The 18,995-nt window shown below is 46.0% G+C and carries 18 protein-coding genes, 1 tRNA gene and 1 pseudogene; 14 read left to right on the top strand and 6 right to left on the bottom strand.

Translation table 11 applies throughout. The features are described from left to right. Nucleotides 1–26: 26 nt before the first annotated feature. From QMD66_06440 to QMD66_06410, 7 genes are all read left to right on the top strand, one after another. Nucleotides 27–512, top strand: coding sequence for a V-type ATP synthase subunit K (locus QMD66_06440; GenBank protein MDI6822476.1), 486 nt, complete (start codon nucleotides 27–29; stop codon nucleotides 510–512). A gap of 25 nt (nucleotides 513–537) precedes the next feature. Further along, nucleotides 538–1,188, top strand: a complete 651-nt coding sequence (locus QMD66_06435) for a V-type ATP synthase subunit E (GenBank protein MDI6822475.1) — start codon at nucleotides 538–540, stop codon at nucleotides 1,186–1,188. Further along, nucleotides 1,185–2,201 carry a V-type ATP synthase subunit C gene (locus tag QMD66_06430; protein ID MDI6822474.1) on the top strand — a complete coding sequence of 339 codons (1,017 nt, stop codon included), beginning with the start codon at nucleotides 1,185–1,187 and terminating at the stop codon, nucleotides 2,199–2,201. The genes QMD66_06435 and QMD66_06430 overlap by 4 nt, the downstream gene beginning before the upstream one ends. Then, on the top strand, nucleotides 2,194–2,520 hold the full coding sequence (locus tag QMD66_06425) for a V-type ATP synthase subunit F (GenBank protein MDI6822473.1): 327 nt from the start codon (nucleotides 2,194–2,196) through the stop codon (nucleotides 2,518–2,520). The genes QMD66_06430 and QMD66_06425 overlap by 8 nt, the downstream gene beginning before the upstream one ends. 98 nt (nucleotides 2,521–2,618) lie before the next feature. Then, the gene (locus QMD66_06420; protein MDI6822472.1) at nucleotides 2,619–6,065 is read left to right on the top strand and encodes a V-type ATP synthase subunit A; all 3,447 of its coding nucleotides are present in this window, start codon (nucleotides 2,619–2,621) and stop codon (nucleotides 6,063–6,065) included. A gap of 1 nt (nucleotide 6,066) precedes the next feature. Then, a complete protein-coding gene (locus tag QMD66_06415) occupies nucleotides 6,067–7,464 on the top strand; it encodes a V-type ATP synthase subunit B (GenBank protein MDI6822471.1) in 1,398 nt (465 codons plus the stop codon). 66 nt (nucleotides 7,465–7,530) lie between these two features. Continuing rightward, nucleotides 7,531–8,157, top strand: coding sequence for a V-type ATP synthase subunit D (locus tag QMD66_06410; GenBank protein MDI6822470.1), 627 nt, complete (start codon nucleotides 7,531–7,533; stop codon nucleotides 8,155–8,157). 603 nt (nucleotides 8,158–8,760) lie between these two features. On the opposite strand, the gene QMD66_06405 is transcribed toward QMD66_06410, so the two are convergent. The 3 genes from QMD66_06405 to QMD66_06395 all read right to left on the bottom strand — a co-directional run bounded on the left by QMD66_06405 (nucleotide 8,761) and on the right by QMD66_06395 (nucleotide 12,728). Next, nucleotides 8,761–10,098, bottom strand: a complete 1,338-nt coding sequence (locus tag QMD66_06405) for a TldD/PmbA family protein (protein ID MDI6822469.1) — start codon at nucleotides 10,096–10,098, stop codon at nucleotides 8,761–8,763. Next, a complete protein-coding gene (locus tag QMD66_06400) occupies nucleotides 10,095–11,537 on the bottom strand; it encodes a TldD/PmbA family protein (protein MDI6822468.1) in 1,443 nt (480 codons plus the stop codon). The genes QMD66_06405 and QMD66_06400 overlap by 4 nt, the downstream gene beginning before the upstream one ends. An 84-nt stretch (nucleotides 11,538–11,621) precedes the next feature. Next, nucleotides 11,622–12,728 (bottom strand): NlpC/P60 family protein, encoded by a 1,107-nt coding sequence (locus QMD66_06395; protein ID MDI6822467.1) that lies wholly within the window; start codon nucleotides 12,726–12,728, stop codon nucleotides 11,622–11,624. Nucleotides 12,729–13,025: 297 nt separating this feature from the next. Between QMD66_06395 and QMD66_06390 the strand changes: the two genes are divergently transcribed. Beyond that, nucleotides 13,026–13,102: transfer RNA gene (locus tag QMD66_06390), tRNA-Met, on the top strand. An 89-nt stretch (nucleotides 13,103–13,191) separates the two neighbouring features. Here QMD66_06390 and QMD66_06385 read toward each other — a convergent pair. Both QMD66_06385 and QMD66_06380 read right to left on the bottom strand, forming a co-directional pair. Next, nucleotides 13,192–13,401 (bottom strand): hypothetical protein, encoded by a 210-nt coding sequence (locus tag QMD66_06385; GenBank protein MDI6822466.1) that lies wholly within the window; start codon nucleotides 13,399–13,401, stop codon nucleotides 13,192–13,194. 246 nt (nucleotides 13,402–13,647) lie between these two features. Further along, nucleotides 13,648–13,818: pseudogene (locus QMD66_06380) on the bottom strand (potassium channel family protein). A gap of 9 nt (nucleotides 13,819–13,827) precedes the next feature. Here QMD66_06380 and QMD66_06375 point away from each other — a divergent pair. Further along, a complete protein-coding gene (locus tag QMD66_06375; GenBank protein MDI6822465.1) occupies nucleotides 13,828–14,142 on the top strand; it encodes a hypothetical protein in 315 nt (104 codons plus the stop codon). 139 nt (nucleotides 14,143–14,281) lie between these two features. After that, the gene (locus QMD66_06370) at nucleotides 14,282–14,560 is read left to right on the top strand and encodes an Lrp/AsnC ligand binding domain-containing protein (GenBank protein MDI6822464.1); all 279 of its coding nucleotides are present in this window, start codon (nucleotides 14,282–14,284) and stop codon (nucleotides 14,558–14,560) included. Nucleotides 14,561–14,613: 53 nt separating this feature from the next. Here QMD66_06370 and QMD66_06365 read toward each other — a convergent pair whose 3' ends face one another. Further along, the gene (locus tag QMD66_06365; protein MDI6822463.1) at nucleotides 14,614–15,024 is read right to left on the bottom strand and encodes a SprT-like domain-containing protein; all 411 of its coding nucleotides are present in this window, start codon (nucleotides 15,022–15,024) and stop codon (nucleotides 14,614–14,616) included. A gap of 216 nt (nucleotides 15,025–15,240) precedes the next feature. Here QMD66_06365 and QMD66_06360 point away from each other — a divergent pair, with 216 nt between their 5' ends. The 4 genes from QMD66_06360 (at nucleotide 15,241) to QMD66_06345 (ending at nucleotide 18,785) form a co-directional block, all read left to right on the top strand. Further along, nucleotides 15,241–15,567, top strand: a complete 327-nt coding sequence (locus QMD66_06360; GenBank protein MDI6822462.1) for a DnaJ domain-containing protein — start codon at nucleotides 15,241–15,243, stop codon at nucleotides 15,565–15,567. A 72-nt stretch (nucleotides 15,568–15,639) separates the two neighbouring features. After that, complete coding sequence (locus QMD66_06355; protein MDI6822461.1) at nucleotides 15,640–16,812, top strand: efflux RND transporter periplasmic adaptor subunit; 1,173 nt, start codon at nucleotides 15,640–15,642, stop codon at nucleotides 16,810–16,812. A gap of 15 nt (nucleotides 16,813–16,827) precedes the next feature. Beyond that, on the top strand, nucleotides 16,828–17,499 hold the full coding sequence (locus QMD66_06350) for an ABC transporter ATP-binding protein (protein MDI6822460.1): 672 nt from the start codon (nucleotides 16,828–16,830) through the stop codon (nucleotides 17,497–17,499). 71 nt (nucleotides 17,500–17,570) lie between these two features. Then, on the top strand, nucleotides 17,571–18,785 hold the full coding sequence (locus QMD66_06345) for an ABC transporter permease (protein ID MDI6822459.1): 1,215 nt from the start codon (nucleotides 17,571–17,573) through the stop codon (nucleotides 18,783–18,785). Nucleotides 18,786–18,995: the final 210 nt, after the last annotated feature.

Genomic DNA, 18,995 nt, shown 5'->3' with positions numbered 1-18,995 from the left:
TTAAAAAGTGAAAGGGGGCAGAAGGTATGATTTTGGGATTGTCTGGATTTCATTGGGCTCTTGCAGGGGCAGCAGCCGCGGCAATTGGGGGAGGGATTGGTTCCTCAATCGGCATCACCTACATAGCAAATGTCGCAGCTGGAATACTTGTGGAAGACCCTGAAAAATTTGGAGGGCTTCTTCCCCTTTGTGCCATACCTGGAACCCAGGGAATATACGGGTTCATCACTGGCGTTTTGGTCGTCTTCTTCTTTCTCATTGGTGGAGAGGGAGGTAAATTAACATCCCCTCAGGGATTTCAAATTTTCCTCGCATGCATGCCCGTTTGTTTCGCTTGTCTGGTTTCGGCGATTTATCAGGGATTGACCGCGGTGGGTGCCGCGGGCATGGTTGCTAAAAGAATAGGGGAAGCGGGTAAAGCATTGATTCTTCCCGCCTTGGTGGAAACTTACGCCGCATTATCGTTGATAATCTCCATCCTTCTTTTGCTCTCCATAAAAGCGGGTATATAATCTAAAGAAACCGGTGGTTTCCCAAATGCCCATAGAGAAAATAATCGAACGAATCAAAAGCGATGCTGAAAAAGACGCCAGCTACATAAGGGATGAGGCGAAGGCGAAGGCGGATGAGATCCTGGAGTCGGCGGGAAGGGAAGCTGAATCCATAAAATCTAAAATTCTTGCCACCGCTCAGGCTCAGGCTGAGGAGGAGAAGAAAAGGATATTATCTCTGGCTCGGCTGGAATCGCGCAATTCCATCCTCTCTCAAAAACAAGATGCTGTGGGATCTGCCTTTAAAGGAGCTTTGGACAAACTCTTATCTCTCCCATCCAAGGAATATCAAGAGCTGTTGAAAAAAATGATAGTAAATGCAGCGACAACGGGAGAGGAGGAAATCATCCTCTCACCCCGCGATAGGGAGCGAATCACCAACAATTTTGTGGAAGAGGTAAATTCTATCTTAGTTAAACAAGGCAAGAAGGGCAACTTAAAATTAGCTGAGGAAACGAGGGATATAAGAGGTGGTTTTATCCTTAGGTCGGATAAAATCGAGGCGAATAACTCTTTCCCTGCACTGCTCGAAACACTGAGAGAGGAAATAGAGCCCCAAGTATTAAAAATACTCTTTGGAGAGGTTGAAAGTTCAAGGTTGAAGGGCGAAGGACGAGGGGCGAAGGGACGAAGGTGAGGTTAAAAGCTTTTATTGATCCAATAAAATATGGTGTCGCCACTGGGAGGATAAAGGTACTTGAGAATAAACTATTCACTCGCCATAGGGTGGAGAGGTTGGTGGAGGCGGATGATTTCTCCGACCAGTTGCGGATATTGGCGGAGACCGATTATGGGGGATTCTTTGAGAACGTGCGGACGATTGACGATATCGAAGAGGCTCTCCATAAGTATTTGGCTAAAGTTTACGATTTTTTGAATGAGTTAACTCGCGAGCGCAATATAATCTCATTCTTTCGGCTGAGATATGATTTCCACAATTTAAAAGTCATCCTTAAGACCAAGTATAAGCAGGAAACTAGAGAGCATATCTGGTCCCATCTGGGACTCCTGGATGTGCCAAGAGCGAGGGATTTAATCGAGCAGGGAATGGTGGATGAATTACCTGAAGTTTACCGCCAAGCCGTAAAAGAGGCCATGCATCGGTTCGAAGAGGAAAGGGATTCTCAGCAAATCGACATCGTCCTGGATGGGGAGCTTTATAAACTGTTGCATGGGTTGGCCGTCTCGCAAAGAAATGATTTTCTACAGGATTTGGTCAAAATATTTATAGACCTGGGGAATATCAAAACTTTCTTAAGAGCCAAAAACCTGGGGAGGAAGAAGGATTTTATTTCCCAAGCTCTGTTCGATAATGGTTCAATCGACAGGGAAATATTCATCGCCCTTTATGAGGAACCCTTAGATAGTTTACTAGAGCGGTTGAAGAATACTCCCCACGCTGAGCTCTTGAGAGCAGTATTCAGGGAGGAAAAGAAGGTTGATTTGTCCACTTTCGATAAATTGGTTGATAATTTCGTTTTGAATCACGCCAAGAAGGCGAAATATGTCCCCGTGGGTTTGGAGCCGATTGTAGGTTACATCTTAGCCAAGGAGAGTGAGGTAAATATGGTGAGGGTAATCCTCACCGGAAGGCTAAATAATGTGCCCAGGGATAAAATAAGGGAAAGGATTCGAGACCTATATGTCTAAGGTAGCCATAATTGGAGATAAAACATCCGTTTTGGGGTTCACGGCTCTGGGATTGGACGCCTATCCCGTTGTGGATATGAAGGAAGCAAGGGATATTTGGCTTCGGATTAAAGATCGGGATTATGGCGTGCTTTTCGTCACAGAGCCCGTATATCTGGAGATAAAGGATTTGCTCGCAGAGGTTGCGGAAGAGCTCAAACCAGCGATGGTGGTGATACCGCCAACCACTGGGGGCGTCGGTCTGGGTTTGCAACGCTTAAGAAGAATAGTGGAAAAGGCGGTTGGCGTCGATATTCTGGCCAAAGAAGAGGAAGAATAATTGGTGCCTCTGCGCTTTTGCACCTTGTCCAATGGCAAAAAATGGTGAAGAATAGAAACTAAAGCTAGGATGAGGCACCAAGGCGAGGAGGATAAGTAATGAGGGAAGGCAGGATCATAAAGGTATCGGGTCCCCTCGTGGTAGCCGAGGGCCTTGAGGGTGCAAAGATGTATGACCTGGTTAAAGTGGGTCATCAGAGGCTCATGGGGGAGATCATCGAACTCAGGGGAGATACTGCATCCATCCAGGTTTATGAGGAGACCGTGGGATTGGGTCCCGGAGACCCCGTCTATGACACCGGTGAGCCCCTAAGTGTGGAGCTTGGACCTGGGCTTCTTCAATCCATATATGATGGAGTGCAACGTCCCCTGGATATCATCCGAAGCAAAATCGGTGATTTCGTGGTTCGCGGTGTGGAGGAGCCGGGTTTGGATAGGACAAGGAAGTGGACCTTTGTACCCAAGGTTTCCTCCGGCGATAAGGTCTCTCCCGGAGATATAATAGGCGTGGTACAGGAGACTCCCATAATTGAACACCGCATCATGGTCCCACCGGGAATAGAAGGCACGATCAAGGGAATATATTCGGGCGAGTTTACCGTAGAGGATACCGTGGCCATCGTGATATCCGAGGATGGCAAAGAGCATCCCATCAAAATGCTCCAAAGATGGCCCGTTAGAAGACCCCGTCCCTATAAGGAAAAGCTACCCCCAGATATCCCATTGGTAACGGGACAACGGGTGGTGGATGCCTTCTTCCCCGTAGCTAAAGGCGGAACAGCCTGCGTCCCCGGACCCTTCGGCAGTGGCAAGTGTGTTTCAGGAGATACCCCTGTATTGCTTGCCGATGGAGAAATAATTTCCATAGAGGAGCTTTATGGCAGGCATTCTTTAGTGGAAAAGCAGGTCATGTTTTTTGATGGAGGAGCACTTGAAAGTGTTATAGAATCCGAAAGCCTCCCAGAGGTAATTACTTTTGATGGAATTAGTTTTGCCTCACAGAAGCCCAACTTGCTCTATTCAGCTATTTCCCCAAGGACAATCAAAGTCGCTACCAGAAGCGGCAGGATATCTGAGACCACCGAGATGCATGAATATCACGTAGTAGGGAATGACTGGAAAATCCGAAGGGTCAAGGCGGCTGAACTCAAGGTAGGAGATAGGATTGTAGTTCCTAGAGTTATCAATGTACAGGGCCAAGAAGCCAAGATAAACGCATTTGAAATTCTAAGCGATGATCCAACAATTTATGTAGCTGATCAAGAAGTTTTGGACATTCTTGTGAGGACGTTGGTTGAGCTAGATGAGCAGAAGAAACTTCTTGAAGTGGCCTCGAAATTGGATATATCCGTTGACTCCCTGCGGAGCTACATTGTAGGGCGTAATAATCCATCCTTAAGAGTTACCAAAGGAGTATTTGAATATGCTGGTGTTGATGTAACTTCCTTGACTCTAAAGACAATCACGGGGAAGACTTCTTACAAAATGGTCAAAATTCCTCAGGAAATTGACGAAGACTTTGCCGAATTCTTAGGGTTAGTCGCTTCTGATGGTACAATCGACTTCGATTATGTTGGTTTTAGAAATACCGATGAAGTTGTCTTAAAGATGTTTGCTTATTTAGGTCGCAAATTATTTGGGTTAGAGTGCATGATTTGTGAGGAAGGGGAAGATTACAGGATCAGCAGCAGAGTTTTAGCTCGATTTATTGCAAAGATAATGGGCACCATTCCTGGTCAGGCGAAAAAAATAACCATTGAAGTGCCAAAGCAGATAATGAATGCAGATACGGAAATTGTCTGTGCTTTCTTACGAGGGTTCTTCCACGGCGATGGATCAATAAATAGAAATGAGATTTATTTTCCGACTATGAGCAATAAAATGGTACTCGGCATCTCTCATCTTCTCTTAAGACTTGGAATAATTTACAGAATCGATAGAAGAAGAACGGAAAAGGGTAATATTATTTACCGTATTACCGTCCCAGCGAGGGACTATTGTACTAAACTCTTAGATTTGATCAAGCCTATCTCTGGTGCGAAAAGAACGGAAGCTGTCTACAAAATGGTAAATTTACCAAAGTCTAGCAAACTAGGAATAGATTCCGTTCCTGTGGATGGCAGTGTACTTGGAATCCTACTTAAAGATCTTCGAATCAAAACCATCGAGCTTGAGAGAAATGGAATATATATAACAGCTTATCGAAAGACTGGAAGAATACCAACACAAAAATTCAAGAGACTAGTCAACACCATTTCCAACAAGTGGGTGGTTATTTCCAAAGAAGACAATCTGAGATTTAAATGGGAATCTACTGTAAATAATCTTTTGAATTTGAGGAACGCGCTAGATCATGTTTATTTAGATGAAATAAAAGAAATTCAAATTAATGATATACCTAAACCTGTGTTTGATTTCACAGTGCCCAAAACACATAACTTTATCGGTGGTTTTGGGTGGGTTGTGCACTCGAATACCGTGATTCAACATCAATTTTCAAGATGGGCGGATGCGGAGATAATCCTATTCATCGGCTGCGGAGAGCGAGGGAATGAGATGACCGAGGTCTTAATAGACTTCCCCGAGCTCATCGATCCGTACACTGGACAACCCCTCATGAAGCGAACGGTTTTGATCGCCAACACCTCAAATATGCCCGTAGCTGCTAGGGAGGCATCCGTTTATACCGGAATCACCATTGCCGAATACTTCAGGGATATGGGATACAACGTTGCTCTTCAGGCCGATTCCACATCGAGATGGGCCGAAGCCTTAAGGGAAATATCGGGAAGGCTTGAGGAGATGCCTGGAGAGGAAGGTTTCCCGGCTTATCTGGGTACGAGGCTCGCGGCTTTCTATGAGAGGGCAGGGAAAGTCGTCTGTCTGGGAAGCAAAAATCGTGAGGGCTCCATCACCGTAATAGGCTCCGTTTCTCCACCCGGTGGCGATCTTTCCGAACCCGTGGTTCAAAATACCCTGCGCGTCGTCAAAGTCTTCTGGGGATTGGTGGACTGGCTCGCCTACCAAAGGCATTTCCCGGCAATCGACTGGCTCATCAGTTATTCTTTGTATCTGGATAAGATAAAGGAACATTGGTCGGAGGAGATATCACCGGACTTTAGGGATTTACATGGCGAGGCCATGAGAATTTTACAAAGGGAATCCGAACTGAAGGAGATAGTAAGGCTCGTTGGAATCGAGGCCTTATCCACCCATGAGCGGGTGGTCATGGAAACGGCCAAATCCATTAGAGAGGATTTTCTGCAGCAAGATGCGTATCATATGGATGATACCTTCACTTCCCTTAAGAAGCAGTACTTGATGCTCAAGTTGATCATGACCTTCCATCATCAAGCCTTGCAGGCTCTGGAGGATGGCAAACCCCTGCAGGATATCTTAAATACTCCCGTGAGGGAGAAAATTGCCAGGGCCAAATATGTTTCAGAGGATGAGCTGGAGACCTTCAATGAGCTTGAGAAAAAGGTAATTTCCGAGCTCAAGGCCCCCACCCCCGTAGGTGAGATGGCTCGTGGAGGGGGGAGTTGATATGCCCAAAGAGTATCTGACAATTCGGGATGTTGTGGGACCCCTTCTTTTGGTGGAGAAAGTGACGGATGTAAAGTATGGGGAACTTGTGGAGCTGGAATTTCCCGATGGATTCGTGGGTCTGGGAAATGTGTTGGAGGTTTCCAAGGAAACGGCTCTGGTCCAGGTCTTTGAGAGTACCCAGGGATTAAACATCACTCAGACCAGGGTGAAGTTTTTGGGAAGGGGATTGGATTTCGCTGTCTCCCGCGATATTCTGGGGAGAATCTTTGACGGCTTAGGAAGACCAATCGATGGAGGTCCCAAGATCATTCCCGAAAAGAGAATGGATATTCACGGTAGCCCTATAAACCCATATGCTAGGGATTATCCCACGGACTTCATTCAAACCGGGATTTCAGCCATTGATGGATTGAACCCTCTGGTTAGGGGTCAGAAGCTCCCAATTTTCTCCGGCGCTGGACTTCCTCATGCACAAATTGCAGCTCAGATAGCTCGTCAAAGTAAAGTTTTGGGGAAGGAAGAGGAATTTGCGGTGGTTTTCGCCGCCATGGGCATCACCTTTGAAGAGGCAAATTACTTCATCACTGAATTCCGAAGGACCGCAGCAATTGAAAGAGCGGTGCTTTTCATCAATCTCGCGGACGATCCAGCGGTGGAACGAATCGCCACCCCTAGGGTTGCTTTGACGGCGGCGGAGTATCTCGCCTTCGATTTGGACATGCACGTCCTGGTGATCCTGATCGATATGACCTACTATTGCGAGGCTCTTCGGGAGGTTTCCGCTGCCAGAAAAGAAGTTCCCGGAAGAAGGGGTTATCCAGGTTATCTTTACACCGACCTGGCGACGATGTATGAGCGAGCCGGTCGCATCAAGGGGAAGAAGGGTTCCATCACCCAGATTCCTATTCTCACCATGCCCGAGGATGACAAGACCCATCCCATCCCCGACTTAACTGGTTACATTACGGAAGGGCAGATCATGTTGAGCCGAGATCTTCACCGTAAGGGCATTTATCCCCCAATCGATGTATTACCCTCTCTATCAAGGTTGAAGGAGAAGGGAATCGGTCCCGAAAAGACCAGAGAGGATCACTCCGACATTTCCAATCAGTTATTTGCCGCGTATGCTCGAGGGAGGGAAGCCAAAGAACTTGCCGTCATTCTGGGAGAAGCCGCCTTATCTGAGGCGGATAAACAATTCGCCGATTTTTCCGATGCCTTTGAAGATCAGTTCGTACGCCAGGGGGAATACGAGGAGAGATCCATCGAAGAAACCCTGGATCTCGGCTGGGAGCTGATTTCCGTCCTACCCAGAGCAGAGCTCAAGAGAGTACGCGATGAGTACGTTGAGAAATACATGAGCAAGTACCTCGTTAAAAAGGTAGCCAGCAGCTAACCAGGTCGGGAGTTTGTTACCCACTCCCGCTTCCCACTACCGACTTATGAGGCGGGACGAGTTATTATGGCGATTAAAGTCAATCCGAACCGGATGGAATTATTGAAATTGAAAAAGCGAACGGAGATCGCCAAGCGAGGGCATAAGCTCCTTAAGGATAAGTTGGATGAGCTGATGAAGCAGTTCTTTATCCTCATTCGCAGAAATCGTGTCCTTCGACAGGAAGTGGAAGAGAAACTGATTCAGGCTTATCTACTATTCGCCCTTGCTCGATCCGAGGTTGCCATCGAAGTCATAGAAGAAGCTGTACTTTATCCCCATGCTGAAGTCTCCGTTGATATCCTACAGAAGACCCTGATGGGAGTGGCTGTGCCACAAATTGAATTGCAGCAGAAGGGAACCTTTGACTGCTACGGTTTGAGTACCACTCCTGCGATTTTGGATGATGCTCTGCAAACCTTCAATGAAGCTCTACCGTTGATGATCCAATTAGCAGAGGTCGAAAAAGCCGTAGAGCTCTTAGCTTTAGAAATAGAAAAGACTCGTCGCCGCGTCAATGCCTTGGAACACGTCCTCATCCCACAGTTGGAAGAAGCCGTTCGTTACGTGACCATGAAGCTGGATGAGATGGAGCGCTCCTATCGCACCCAGCTCATGGTGATAAAAGAGATGGTCAGCGAAGCCGCCATTTAACCAGCTCAGAAGCTCATCTCTTCCCCTCCAGTTTCCTCAAATGTATTCCCGGGTTAAATATTTTTTATTTTTAGCCGATATGATTAAAGAATAATCATCTTTGTCTTCAGAGAGGGGAAAAATGAAGCCGGCGAGATGTAAATATTGTGGGAAACAATTGAAATATTTATCGGGGATGGATTTATGGGCTCGGAATGGCGATCAAGTTTGGGTAATTTGTGAGGATTGTCTGCAAAAACTCGCCTCGAAAGGCCGCAGGACCCGCACCTATTTTTTCCGTCACAAATGGACTATCAATTAACGAACCGAATCGTTCATTTAGCACTCATACCTACTCCGAATGCTCTCTGGCTCCGTGCTTCTCATTCTTTCTTTCATCTCAGGAGAAGGGGAATTACAATTCCGGCAACTGATATCATCATTGCAACACTGGCCAAGGAGAATGATTGCGTTCTCTTGCACGCCGATCATCATTTTGAACTCGCAATCAATCACATGCAATTTAAAACGATTAATTTACTAAAATAAGTCCAATTTTGTAGCTGGTGTCCGACACCGAGCAGTATCTTATTAATACTTTTACCTTTAAATTTTGGGAAAATTTTATGATTCGGTAATTCCGGTGAAGTTAAATTTGCTCAGTTTTAGGGCGGGCACGCAGCAAAGGATGAAGGAATCTCCCTTTAATTTGAGATCTTTGGAGATCATCTCCGCCTTGGATAAAGCTTCCAAAATGCTTTGAGTGAACCGTAAATTTTTAATTCCCCTTTTTATCTTGCCTTTTTCGATGAGGAAGGTGCCATCTCTGGTCATGCCGGTTAGGATGGTTTTCACTGGATCTTCGACATTTAGATAATGGAATCTCGTGATCAGAATTCCTTTTTCCGTGGAGGAGATCATCTCCTGTAAGGAGGAATTTCCCACTTCAAGGAATAGATTTGAAGGCAGTGGTCCGTGGATATTGGGAGGGGGAAGGGCATGTCCAGTGGATTTTTTGCCTTCCTTGTGCGCTGTGTACGAATCATAGACCACATTTTCGGCTATCCCATCTTCTATGAGTATGACTTTTTGCTTCGGTACCCCCTCAAAGTCGAAGGGAAGTCCCAAGGTTCTCTCATCCAAGGCATCATCCCACAGGGTGATGTTTTCCCCTGTAATTCTTTGACCAAATTTTTGACACATAAAACTCCGCCCCTCCTGAACGGAAAGAGCCCCCAATCCGCAGAAGCTTAAGTAGCCGAGGAGATTGGCAACGGCGGATTGCTCTAAAACCACACTGTAGATTCCCGGGTCGATGGATATTGGATTTTTGCCCCTCAATGCCTTTTCGATGGCGATATCCGCTATGGCTTCTGGGTTTATTTCCTTCACGTCTTTGCTCAAGAAATCAGCATATCCCGAACTATTTTCGGACATCGTGACCACGCTCAAAGAAGCTTCGCTTAATTGGTCTATGGCTTCAACCCCCAAGGAGTTGGCCACTCCAACTGTGATCGCTCCAGTGCTAAAAGCACCCGCTACAATCAGATTATTTTTTGAGGCTTTGGAGATGATCACCGATATAGCCTGCGCTCGCTCTTCGGGGTCCACTCTTGCAGTATCCTCAACAAAGGATGTGCCCCCAAGTACTTTGACCCTTTCAGGCAGAGAGACGAAGTCGGGATTTGAAGACCTATGCCTGGCGATTTGCAGCGCCAAATCCACCGTTTCTTTAATGGACGATTCATCCAGCGAGTTTGTATCGGCGCAGCCAATTTTCTTATTCACTATCGCACGTACCGTGAGCCTAATGTTCCTTTCCACCACATTCTGATGGATGTGGGAGTTGGAAAATCTGGTAAGTGAAAAATCTCTGGTCACTAAGACTATTTCGGTTTGATCCGCCTCCGAATACGCCAATGTCCTGGAGAGCATTTTGGCAACTTCATCGCGGGTCATCATTTCCCCACCCCAATCCTGATATTTCTGAATCTTGCGGGCGATGTACCGTGTCCAACGCTTATAACCTGCATGGGTTCTCCCTTACCACAGTTAGGCGTCCCCCACACCTGCCAGTGATCTCTGTTGGCGATGGCATCGCACGAGCTCCAAAATTGTGGTGTAATTCCAGTATAATTTGCATTTTTAATCATCGACTTTAGCTTGCCATTTTTGATTTCCCAACCAATTTCCGTGGCGAACTGAAAATTCAGTCTCTTATCATCGATGCTCCAACTCTTGGTTGTTTGAAGGAAAATACCTTCCTTCGTTTCTGCGATGATCTCATCGAGGCTTCTGTCTCCAGGTCCAAGATTGATATTGGTCATCCTGATGAGGGGGATCCTGTTCCATCCGTCCGCTCGCATGGTGCCATTGCTTTCTTGACCTAGAATTGCGGCGGTCTCACGGGAGGTGAGGAAACCAACCAGTTTGCCTTCCTTGACGATTTCAATCCTTTGAGCCTTCACTCCCTCATCATCGTAACCGAATGTCCCCAATGCCCCTTCAATGGTGGCATCGGCTGTGATATTTACCAAAGGTGATGCATATTGGTAGGTGCGGAGATGATCAGGGCGTAAGAAACTCGTTCCAGCGAAACTCGCCTCCATCCCAAGGATTCTGTCCAACTCTATTGCATGACCGACGGATTCGTGAATCTGCAGGGCGAGCTGGGACCCATCTAAGATGAGTGTGGTTGTGGTATTCGGGCATTCCTTCGCGGAAAGGAGGGCCACGGCTTCTTCGGCAATTCGTTCTGCATTTTCCTTAAGCCCCAGGGACTCTATGAATTCATAACCTTTGGTAGCGAATTGTCCTCTAAAGGAGTTTGGATATGATCTCTTTTGCACATCTCCATTCCTTATGGCCATGGCCATGATTCCAGCGCCGCAGAAGGTAATCTCTTGTTCGATGTAGCTCCCCTCACTATTGGCGAATATCTGCTCCTTTTTGAACGAGTCCATGGAAGCTTGAGAGATTTTTACCCCTTGATTCTTCCTCATGATGCCCTCGGCAGCGGACAAAAGCTCTAGTTTTTTCTCCAGAGGGACCTTAAAGGGATCCAGGACCAAGTTGGTTTTATATCTATCTTGGATGGGTTTTGCCGGAGCCAGGGTTACATCTCCCTTCTTTGCCAGGGCACTCGCCTTGGCGATTTTAAAGGCGAGTGCGGTTATTTCCTCTATCTCCAGGTGTTCTAATTTAAAACTGCTGGCGAATCCCCATGCTCCATTCACGAGCATGCGTACGCCGAAACCAGAGTCACTTGAGACGGAAATATCTTCGACCTTGCCATTTTTATGGGTTATGGATTCCCTTTCGTTATGGACGATTCGTATATCGGTGTAACTTGCTCCTAATACAGAGGCGGTGTTCAAACAGAGGTCAATTAAATCCCTCAATTAAATCCCCTCTACTCATTTTAAGATAAATATCTTTATTTTCCAGGGGATGATGTTGTTCAGGCTGGGCGGATTGGACATGGATTATTCAAGGGGAGGTTGCGGAATGGGTTTTGCTGGGAATCTGCGTGCCCCGGCATAATCCAAGCGTTCGCTTAGTCTGGTTATCCTGATCACATCTCCAGTTTTCGGGGCATGTACAAAGTAACCAGCTCCGATATATATACCCACATGATGGACGGGATTTCCAAAGAATACCACATCTCCGGGTTGAAGTTCCTCTATCTCCACGGGGGTTCCCATGGTGAATTGAGTGGCACTATGGTGGGGAAGTGTGACACCATGTTGGGTGAATACATACATAACCAGACCCGAGCAATCAAAACCCTCTTCGGGACCATCTCCTGCCCAAAGATAGGGAATCCCCAGATACTTCAGGGCCGTATGGACCACCGTTCCGGGTTCAATGGTTATACCTCCATTTATACCCAGTTGGAGGAGCTGCTGTAGAAGCTCCCTTTGTTCACGGGCCTTTCTTTCATCTTCTTCCTGAATCAATCTCTGAATTTCTGCATTGAGATTGGCCAAGTATTGCTCTCGCTCGGCGAGCTTGTTTTCGATCTCCGTTTTCTTCGCTTCCAATTGGAGGCGAACTTGCAGCTGTTCCTGTTTTAATGCCTCCAATTCCATCTTTATTTTCCTTATTTTTTCCTTCTGTCTGCGGAGTTTTGCCAGGATATCTGCATCTTGCTGTCCTATTATTATTAAAAAGCGGAGTCTGACCAGAAGGTCGGTAAAGCTTTTTGTGTTTAGCAGGATCTCTAAGACATCATAATCGCCATGCTTGTAAATGTTGCTGATTCGCCTGTTTAAGATGTCCTTTTGAGCGTCAAACTCCCGCTGGGTTTGTTCGAGCCTGTAGCGCGCTTCTTGCAATTCCCGTTGAGTTTTCTCCAATTCCTGCTGAATACCCAGATAAGCTTCGATGGCTATCTCCAGCTCTACATCCAATGCTTTTATCTCAGCCTTTACTCGCTCCACTTCCAATTGCTTGTCAATTATTGCCCGTTGAATGGCTGGGATATCCATTTCCTGTTGAGGAGGTTGTGGATCCGCAAAGACTTGGCTACATGGAGACGAGATAAACGTCAGAACTATTAAAAGTGCGATGAATCTGAATCCCCTTTTCATTTTTCACATCCCGCAGATGTTTTCACGATTCATGCCCGTTATATTCTTAATCGACACCTAAGCCAAATTTTTTAGTTTCCCAATCTCATATCTTAAGAATCGTTTCAAAATTAGTTATTCTCCCTTGCACGATAAAGGCTCCTCATTGTAAATCCCTGTTCAGGAGCCTTTTAGAATAGTTTCTGCAGCTAGCGTCATTTTCCTTCAAAAATATCTGTTAAAATATCTTAACAATTTGTCCGACCTGCCCTGACGCTTTGCAACCCGGGAAAATTGTGCTATATTTTATATTGGCGACGCGGGGTGGAGCAGTCTGGTAGCTCGTCGGGCTCATAACCCGGAGGTCGGCGGTTCAAATCCGCCCCCCGCTACCATTTTCTACCTTATTCAAACTCGGGGAAAATAAAAGATCGAAGAGTTCGGATATTTAACTCTTTCGATCTTTTTGTTTTTGATGAAGATTTTACAAAAACTTCTCTGGTTTGAGCGTAGATTTCAGGTTACTTTCTTTTTGCTTCTGCTCTATATCCATTAACCGCTTGACCTCATCCCTTATCTGCGAGGGGAAGATACATTTAATTCTGGTACAACCATTTTTATTCACCGAGAAGTATTGGCAATAAAGCTTTGTACAGTAATATCTGGGCATAAACTTCGTTTTATCTTCAAACACCAAATTCAACACTCCCGAGGATATTATCGACAATCTCCACATCAAGCCTTAGACTCTTCCTTTAAAAGATCCCGGTTTTTTAATTTGGGCGATGCGCGTAGTAAATGATATTCCCAAATTTATCATAACTTTACAAAGCAGTTCTCATATTAAAGCCTGCAGAGTTTCCAGTTGGTCCTTTGTTCCCATTACCACTAATTTATCACCGGCTTCAATGACTGTAGAGGCTGAGGGATTGGTATTAGTCAGATGTCCTTCAGCTAAAAACTCCACAATTATACCCAGAGTATAAATAACCGTTCCAACTCCTCCAATAATTAAACAGAGGGTAAAAACTTTTCCCACGGGTGATAAGGGTGCGATCTCTCGAAATCCAACGGTGGAGATGGTAATAACCGTCATATACAAAGCGTCCAAGGGAGACATTTGCTTATCAATACCTTCTTTCCAATCCTCTCCGGTCTTGTGCAACCGCTTTCTGGTCAATGCGCGGGGAGAAGGGAGGTACTGGACCAGGTCGGTTTCTATAGCGGCTATGGTGTGGAAATAGGGCTTTTGATCGATATATCCGAAAAGTTTGGTTTGCCGGTGATCGGTCAGGTTGACCTCATGGAACTGATTCACCGCAATCGAGAGCTAAGCGACCTCAGCGAGATGTCCTTTGCCATCGTTCAGGTGGCATGCATTGGTTGGAGGGGAGAGGCAAGTTGCACCTCTTCCAAGAAATCAGCAAGAGTATGAAATTGGTACAACAGGATAGGCGAAATCTCTATCTTAAACCGAAGCGAGTAGAGGATATTAAACGTCCGCCGATGATCACGGTGCCGGCATATAGGGAAAAATTTAAAAATAAAATTTTCACAAAGGAGGAATTTTTTCGTTGATCGAGAAGGCAACAATAAAGCAAACCGGAGGGGGTGAAAAGGAAATGAGGGGCTACGTTCTTATCCAAACTTATCCGGGCAAGGCAGCTGAAGTTTGCAGGAAAGCTTCGAACTTAACTGGAGTCAAGATGGCTGATTTGATCACTGGTCCTTTTGATGTAATCGTTCACGTCGATACCACCGACTTCAGTGCCTGTGGTCACTTGGTGATGGATCAGATCCAGAAGATCGATGGTGTTTGGCGCACGCTCACCTGTCTTACGGTTGAATTGTAGCCAAATGACTTATCAATCCACAGAACGCGTCACCAGCAGCCCCATTGGGGCTACTATAGCCCCATTGGGGCTACTATTTTTGTTTCATTAAACTTTATTTGAATATTGGCTATTCTCTTGAACCTATCACTGTGCCCGATCAAAACTGAAGAAGAATCGCTTATATTGAAAAAGTAGAGAAAGTAATGGATCATCTCGTGCAGGATGATTTGACGTATTTCTTCTTCGGTTGATGTCTTCAAAAAGTTTTTGGAGAGTAGGATGTGAGGATACGGTCTATAGAATATAAGTGCCTTATACTCGTGTTTTTGAGCCAGAAGTATGGGGATGGGTTTGAGTTTACCCTTGAAGTATTTGGCGTTGAGCTCATCGAAGATTCTTTCCGCCTTTTTCCTCGGACGGGTCTCCGTAATTGAATTTTTACCCCATTTATCTGAGTTGTGGTCATGGCTTTTTCTTGACATTTAAGCTCCAATCTTGAGAAAGGGCATCACCTCTCTTATCGGCAAAAGATCAACCTTTCTAAAACAACATCGGGCAATTGCAACCCTTTAAAGTCGTGCTATGCTAATAAATGGTGAAATTTGTAACCAAATGCTCGGATCACATTGCAAAAGACAATGAGGAGTGATATTTTAGCTCCACGTGTGGTTGGAGGATTTCTCCCAGAGGTTAATTTGATGAAAAAGACAAGATCACGGGATTATTATGAGATTTTGGAAGTGCATCCCAGCGCCTCTCCTGAGGTAATAGAGAAGGCTTATAAGGCTCTGAGCATGAAGTATCATCCGGATAAGCAACCATCGGAAAAGAAGCGGTGGGCAACGAGGAGGATGCAGGAGTTAAATGAGGCTTATCGAGTTCTCTCGGATCCTCTTAAGCGGAGGGTTTATGATAGCAAACTCGCTAGGAGCCAGAAGACACAAGAGATGCTTAGGATTTTTTGGGAAAATGGTCTCATTGGTTTGGTCAAATACTGGCTGGAGAGCGAGAAATTTCTGGATTAGAGGCGGATGTGGGAGCAGATGGGGAGAAGGAATTGGGCCATTTTGATCTGCCTTTTGCTTTTTATTGGGGGAATGGGAGCTTGGTATTTAGCTCAGGCGAGGAGAGCAATTATCGAAGTAAAGGCAGTAAAGGTCAAGAGAGGAGAGATATTAAAATCGATTTCCGCCTCGGGTAAATTGGAAGCCGATGAAATCGACGTTTGCTCGAAGGTTAGCGGAACCGTAAGCAAGCTCCCAGTTAGGGATGGAGAGGAGGTTCAAGAAGGTCAAGTATTGTTGGAGCTCGATAGGGAACAGCTTCAGCTTGCGGTTGATCAAGCCTGGGCTACTTATCTCAATGCTAAGGCACAGAAAGATAATCTTTTAAAGAGCATTCCCTCCTCCACGGAGATGGAGGCAGCACAGGCTCAGGTTAATCAGGCATGGCAGGCTTATCTCATCGCCGAGAATAACTACCATAATGCCCCCTCCGACTCCACGAGACTTGCAAAGGACGAAGCTTGGGCTGCTTACCTTTCCGCGAAGGCAAATCTTGAGAAACTGAAGAAGCAGGCGAGTAGGGGTCAGGATTTAGAAGCGGCGGATGCTCAAATCAATGGGGCTCACGCTTCCTATCTCCAGGCCAAATCAAATTTGGAGAATGCCATCATAAAGGCAGCCATGGGAGGGATATTGAACTTCAAATTGATCGGTGCGATGGGTACGGATGGCAGCAAGGTTGCCGTGGGCTCGACGATTACCCAGGGACAATCCATATTCACAATTTATGATTTGAGCAAGATCTATTTTGCTGCGGATGTGGATGAGACGGATATCGCCCTAGTTGAGGTCGGTCAATTGGCCCAGGTTGCATTGGATGCTTATCCGGGAATGACTTTTAAAGGAAGAGTTTCGGAGATCAGTGCGACCTCAAAGATTACTCAAACGGGAGGAACCGCATTCTCAGTTAAAATCGAGCTAGAACCCACCAGTATTCCCTTACGAATTGGAATGAATGGGAGCACGGATATCATTGAATCCCGTAAGAAAAATGTACTCATCGTTCCCTACGAAGCCGTGATGAGAAGGAGGGGGGAAAGAGTAGTATTCGTCGTTGAGGATTCCATAGTTAGGATGCGTGATGTGACAACCGGTATTTCCACGGAAACCTCCTATGAAATCATCCGGGGCTTAGGGGAAGGGGAGCGTGTGGCCATAAGCGGCCTTAAGAAACTTCGGGATGGAAGTCGCGTCTCTCTTCGATGAGAAGGGGAAACTGTGCTGGTAGAATTGAAGGACGTAGTCAAGATTTATAAGCTCGATGAAGTTGAAGTGCCCGCTCTTAGGGGGATTTCCCTCTCGATAAAAGAGGGAGAATTCGTTTCCATCATGGGACCATCGGGTTCTGGAAAATCTACCCTGATGCATATAATCGGTTGCCTTGACAGACCAACTTCGGGTTCGGTGGTCATTCATGATCTCGATACCAGGAACCTAAGCGATAATCAGCTGGCGAAGATCAGAAACGAAGCAGTCGGTTTCGTCTTCCAAACCTTTAATCTGCTTCCCCGTGCCACCGCTCTAAAGAATGTGGAACTACCCCTTATTTATGCGGGGATAAGCACAGGGGAGAGGATAAGACACGCTAAAGAGGCACTTAAAGCTGTTGGTTTAGGTGATAGATTAGACCACAGACCATCACAGCTTTCCGGTGGGCAGCAACAGCGGGTGGCCATTGCCAGAGCACTTGTCAATAACCCCTCGCTCATCTTGGCCGATGAACCCACGGGAAATCTCGATTCTAAATCGGGATCGGAGATCATGTCCATACTGCAACGGCTGCACGAAGAGGGCAGAACAATAATTTTGGTCACCCACGAGCAATATGTAGCTAAACATGCCCAGCGCATCATTCAAATCTTGGATGGGAAGATAATCGCCGACGAAAAATGAAAACGAAAAACGAAAAATGACAAAGAAATTTAAATTTTGCCAAAGTACAGTAAAGGCAAGAGGTTGTGATCATGGACATCCTTAGACGGGTCTCCGTTTTGGAAAGCTTCCGAGTGGCTTTGGATGCTCTTAAGGCAAATAGAATGCGCTCCGGTCTGACAATGCTCGGGGTAATCATAGGGGTAACTGCGGTGATTTTATTGGTCTCCATTGGAATCGGTGTTCAGTCCGATATCTCCCGGGAAATCATGGGGCTGGGTTCTGACATATTAATGATTTTACCGGGCAAAATAGAGATGCGCCCCGGAGGTGGGCATGCCATAAGTAGCTTAATTGGCAAACTTACCTACGAGGATGCACAGATCCTTCCTCGGAGGGCTCCTCATGTGAGGAAAGCGGTTCCCCTTTTGCAGGAGGCGGGCATGGTAAAGTTTGGAAATCGCTCGAGATCCACTCAGATATTGGGCACCACCCATGACTATGTTCCGGTGAGAAATTTCCCCACAGCTCAAGGCCGTTTCTTTGAGCGTTTGGAGGTCGATAGGGCAAGAAAGGTATGTACCTTAGGGGCAACCGTGGCTGAGGATATCTTTGAGGGAACGAATCCCATTGGAAAGCAAGTTCGTTTGGCCGGACAAAAATTCACCGTACTGGGAGTGATGACTCGTAAAGGTGGTATGATGGGGATCAACCTCGATGATCAGGTTTGGATCCCCATAACAGTTGGCCAGATGCTCTTCGGAGTGAAGAATGTGGGGCTAATTCTCGTGGAAGCAACTCATCCCGATGATCTTGATGAGGCTATGATTGAAATCAAGAAAATTTTATCCGAAAGACTCAGTCCCGACGAATTTTCCGTTCTAGCTCAAGAGGAGATTCTAGGGACCTTTCAGAGCATGATGGGAATCCTCACCTTAGCGCTGGGAGGCATCGCGAGTATATCCCTTCTCGTGGGTGGAATTGGCATTATGAACATCATGCTCGTCTCGGTGACAGAAAGAACGAGGGAGGTTGGAATTCGCAAGGCTGTTGGAGCCAGAACTTTTGATATAATGATCCAATTTATAATCGAGGCGGTGACCCTGAGCATGATTGGGGGCATAATTGGAATTGCGCTGGGTGCCGGTGGCTCCCTTTTACTCAATAGATTTGTACCCAGTGAGGTTACCCTTTGGTCTGTTCTCGTCGCCTTTGGCTTTTCCGCAATGGTGGGAATATTTTTTGGCGTCTATCCCGCCTACAAAGCTTCTCGATTGGATCCCATTGAAGCCCTCAGGTACGAGTGAAGTCCCACATCTGTGAATATTCCCCTCAAAATATCCCTCATCAAGAAGTTGATTACTTTCTAAATTTAACCCTGGACATAATTCGTTCACAGGAGTTTCTTCCAGCATGCTGTTTATCCAGGTCAATGCAAAATGCAAAAATAAAAAATAAAAATCACAAATCAAAATGCAAATATTTTAAAACCTCCAAATTTTGGCAAATTTAGTTTT

Source organism: Actinomycetota bacterium (genome assembly GCA_030018275.1).
GTDB lineage: Bacteria > Actinomycetota > Aquicultoria > Subteraquimicrobiales > Subteraquimicrobiaceae > Subteraquimicrobium.
Note: the sequence above shows the minus strand (reverse complement) of the source record. Positions and strands in the feature narration are given on the sequence as shown.